The following is a 4,177-nucleotide window of genomic DNA, read 5'->3' on the forward strand; positions in this document are numbered from 1 at the left end:
TCTAGCCGACCGTTCCGGGATATCCCTTCTGAAACGAGCAATCGTTGTCCAAGTCAAGTACACTAACCGAAAGCGATCCGCATACGGATCGCACGTCAGGACGACAGTCCTGGCGGGATAGTATGCTTTTGAACCAGTAAGATGTCGGATCGGCCGAGAGGCCGGGCGGCATCGCATGGCTGTCCTGTGAACCAGCGGGACGCAAAGCCTTGCTTTTACTGGATCAAATCAAGCGCGAGAAGGGCGTTTGGTGGATGCCTTGGCAGCAAGAGGCGATGAAGGACGTGATACTCTGCGATAAGTCATGGGGAGCTGAGAATAAGCTTTGATCCATGAATCTCCGAATGGGGCAACCCACCTGACAGTTCGTTATAATTACCTCTGGTGATTTATAATGGGCTGAACCAGGTACTTCTTACCTGAATACATAGGGTTTGAAGAGCAAACCCGGGGAACTGAAACATCTAAGTACCCGGAGGAAAGGAAATCAATTGATACTCCCCTAGTAGTGGCGAGCGAACGGGGACCAGCCGAGCCATGAGAACGACTGGAACATGCTGGAAAGCATGGCCATAGCGGGTGACAGCCCCGTACAGGAAGTTCAAGTGGACGTATTAAGTAGGGCGGGACACGTGAAATCCTGTCTGAAGATCGGAGGACCACCTTCGAAGGCTAAGTACTCCTTGCTGACCGATAGTGAACCAGTACCGTGAGGGAAAGGTGAAAAGCACCCCGACGAGGGGAGTGAAACAGTCCCTGAAACCGAACGCCTACAATCAGTCGGAGCTTGACTGGACTCTAATGACAATCTGGGCCATCAGATGTCTTATCGAAACCGGACGCAGGGAGCGGCAAACGCTCTCGAAGGTCAGAAAGAGGTAAGGCAGAAAAGATGGCTGACGGAACCTTTGCAGTGCTGATGTTCGTGCTCGGTCTGACCGACATGAGCATGAACCACTGCGGCAGCGGAAAAGGTTGCCTGGGGCGCTCGGAAACGACGCCGAGGCTGGCCTTTTCCGCCGGTGAGGTTCTGGAACGGCGCGCGAAACCCGCGACGGAGTTCTACCTGCGCTACGATCTGGGCCACAAGATGGGTCCGTTCGGTAATGCGGTGGGGCTGTCGGTGGGCGAGCAGGGGGAAACCTGGGTCGGCTTCGGCCAGACCTACAGGGTGACCTTCGGCAACAGCGCGTTCTTCGCCGAGCTGCACGCGATGCCCGGCCTCTACTTCGACAATGGCGGCTTCGATCTGGGTGGACCGATCGAATTCCGTTCCGGCGTCGAACTGGGGTGGGAAAACCAGCGCGGCTGGCGATTTGGCCTGAGCTATGACCACCGGTCGAACGCGGGGATCTACGACAAGAACCCCGGCATCGAGACGGTGCAGTTCCGGGTCAGCATTCCGACCAGATAGAGTGGAAGAAATTCCGCCGTGTGGGCTCTCGTGACATTGCCGCGCAATGCACTGACGCCCACGCCAACTCGTTCGCTGCGCGAAGAGTTGGGGATTGCCATTAGTGTCCAGTCTTGTGACGGCGTACCTTTTGTATAATGGGTCATCGACTTGGTCTATCTAGCAAGCTTAAGCCGGTAGGTGTAGGCGCAGCGAAAGCGAGTCTTAATAGGGCGTCGAGTTAGATGGATCAGACCCGAAACCGAGTGATCTAGGCATGACCAGGATGAAGGTAAGGTAACACTTACTGGAGGTCCGAACCCACACCTGTTGAAAAAGGTCGGGATGAGTTGTGCCTAGGGGTGAAAGGCCAATCAAACTCGGAGATAGCTGGTTCTCCGCGAAATCTATTTAGGTAGAGCGTCATCCGAATACCCCGGGGGGTAGAGCACTGGATGGGTAATGGGGCCCCACAGGCTTACTGATCCTAACCAAACTCCGAATACCCGGGAGTACTAGATGGCAGACACACGGCGGATGCTAACGTCCGTCGTGAAGAGGGAAACAACCCTGACCTCCAGCTAAGGCCCCCAATTCATGGCTAAGTGGGAAAGCAAGTGGGACGACCAAAACAACCAGGAGGTTGGCTTAGAAGCAGCCATCCTTTAAAGATAGCGTAACAGCTCACTGGTCTAATCAAGTTGTCCTGCGGCGAAGATGTAACGGGGCTCAAGCCATGAGCCGAAGCTGAGGATGCCGTAAGGCATGGTAGCGGAGCGTAGTGTGACATAGCACTTTGCTTCTTCTATCGCATCGGTACGGACAGCGCGGGCAACCGCGCTCAAGTAGCGAAGCGGTAGCGCAAGCATAAGTGCTTTCTGTGAAGCCGGCGCGTGAGCGATCCGGTGGAGAGATCACTAGTGAGAATGATGACATGAGTAGCGACAAAGAGTGTGAGAGACACTCTCGCCGAAAGTCCAAGGGTTCCTGCTTAAAGCTAATCTGAGCAGGGTGAGCCGACCCCTAAGGCGAGGCCGAAAGGCGTAGTCGATGGGAACCAGGTTAATATTCCTGGGCCAGGAGGATGTGACGGATTGTGGCGGCGTGCGGGTCTTATCGGATTGACCCGTATCCAAGACAGTTCCTGGAAATAGCCCTCCATGAGATCGTACCCTAAACCGACACAGGTGGACTGGTAGAGAATACCAAGGCGCTTGAGAGAACGATGTTGAAGGAACTCGGCAAAATACCTCCGTAAGTTCGCGAGAAGGAGGCCCGGTACAAGAGTGCCGGGGGCACAAACCAGGGGGTGGCGACTGTTTATTAAAAACACAGGGCTCTGCGAAGTCGCAAGACGACGTATAGGGTCTGACGCCTGCCCGGTGCCTGAAGGTTAAAAGGAGGGGTGCAAGCTCTGAATTGAAGCCCAGGTAAACGGCGGCCGTAACTATAACGGTCCTAAGGTAGCGAAATTCCTTGTCGGGTAAGTTCCGACCTGCACGAATGGCGTAACGACTTCCCCGCTGTCTCCAACATCGACTCAGCGAAATTGAATTGCCGGTCAAGATGCCGGCTACCCGCGGTTAGACGGAAAGACCCCGTGCACCTTCACTACAGCTTCGCACTGGCATCAGACACAACATGTGCAGGATAGGTGGTAGGCTTTGAAGCAGGGACGCCAGTCTCTGTGGAGCCACCCTTGAGATACCACCCTTGTTTTGTTTGATGTCTAACCGCGGCCCGTTATCCGGGTCCGGGACCCTGCGTGGTGGGTAGTTTGACTGGGGCGGTCGCCTCCTAAAGCGTAACGGAGGCGCGCGAAGGTTGGCTCAGAGCGGTCGGAAATCGCTCGTTGAGTGCAATGGCAGAAGCCAGCCTGACTGCAAGACTGACAAGTCGAGCAGAGTCGAAAGACGGCCATAGTGATCCGGTGGTCCCAAGTGGGAGGGCCATCGCTCAACGGATAAAAGGTACGCCGGGGATAACAGGCTGATACTGCCCAAGAGTCCATATCGACGGCAGTGTTTGGCACCTCGATGTCGGCTCATCTCATCCTGGGGCTGGAGCAGGTCCCAAGGGTATGGCTGTTCGCCATTTAAAGAGGTACGTGAGCTGGGTTTAGAACGTCGTGAGACAGTTCGGTCCCTATCTGCCGTGGGTGTAGGATACTTGAGAGGAGTTGCCCCTAGTACGAGAGGACCGGGGTGAACGATCCACTGGTGGACCAGTTGTCGTGCCAACGGCAGTGCTGGGTAGCTATGATCGGACAGGATAACCGCTGAAGGCATCTAAGCGGGAAGCCCCCCTCAAAACAAGGTATCCCTGAGGACCGTGGTAGACCACCACGTCGATAGGCCAGAGGTGTAAGCGCAGCAATGCGTTCAGCTGACTGGTACTAATGGTCCGATAGGCTTGATTTGATCCAGTAACAGCAAGGTGTCGCTCCGGTGGAGCGCTCTTGAAACTGTATCATCAGCATACATCCCTAGAAATCTTGACATGGACAACATCGTTGATTGCCGCCGCGCCTGGCATGGTTGGGCGTGGGCTCCCGTGACACCTGGCTTCGCCAGATGCACTGCCGCCCACCAAAACCACTCCGCGCAGCGGAGTGGTTTTTCCTCGGTTTGGTGGTCATAGCGCGAGCAAAACACCCGGTCCCATTCCGAACCCGGCAGTTAAGTGCCGCCGCGCCAATGGTACTGCGTCTCAAGACGTGGGAGAGTAGGTCGCCGCCAAACCTAGAAAAAACCACTTCTCTTAATACGATATCACGACAAAAAG

2 rRNA genes are annotated in these 4,177 nt (G+C 55.4%); both read left to right on the forward strand.

The features are described from left to right. Positions 1 to 226 precede the first annotated feature (226 nt). A 23S ribosomal RNA gene (locus MAA8898_RS25420) occupies positions 227 to 3,813 on the forward strand. A gap of 206 nt (positions 3,814 to 4,019) precedes the next feature. Further along, positions 4,020 to 4,134: ribosomal RNA gene (rrf, locus tag MAA8898_RS25425) — 5S ribosomal RNA — on the forward strand. Positions 4,135 to 4,177: the final 43 nt, after the last annotated feature.

It is taken from the genome of Antarctobacter aquimaris, from assembly GCF_900184945.1.
Taxonomy (GTDB): Bacteria; Pseudomonadota; Alphaproteobacteria; order Rhodobacterales; family Rhodobacteraceae; genus Maliponia; species Maliponia aquimaris.